We start from the raw sequence: 325 nt of genomic DNA, 5'->3' as shown, positions 1-325 counted from the left end.
TGCTTATATTATTCCTGAAGGTGGTACAAACGAGCACGCCTTATTAGGATGTAAAGAGTTAGTACAAAGCTTACCTGAGCATAACTACTTAGTGTGCCCTACCGGTAGTGGTGGCACGCTTGCTGGATTAATAGAAGGCAGTGCTTCAACAACACAAGTGATTGGTGTAGCAGTATTAAAACAAGCTAATTATTTAAATGAAGAAATAAAAAAGCTGAGCGCTAAAGCTAATAATCAAAACAACTGGCAGTTACTCACAGAGTTTCATGGTGGTGGCTATGGTAAGTTTTCACCTGAGTTATGGCAGTTTTGCCAAGATATGAGC

General features: G+C 39.7%; 1 pseudogene. It reads left to right on the top strand.

Annotation, left to right across the window (positions count from 1 at the left end):
* Nucleotides 1-325, top strand: a pseudogene (locus AAEY72_RS14365) (1-aminocyclopropane-1-carboxylate deaminase/D-cysteine desulfhydrase); the annotation flags it as partial.

This window comes from Psychrobacter sp. W2-37-MNA-CIBAN-0211 (genome assembly GCF_040309405.1).
GTDB lineage: Bacteria > Pseudomonadota > Gammaproteobacteria > Pseudomonadales > Moraxellaceae > Psychrobacter > Psychrobacter glaciei.
This window is presented reverse-complemented; position numbering and strand designations above follow the sequence as displayed.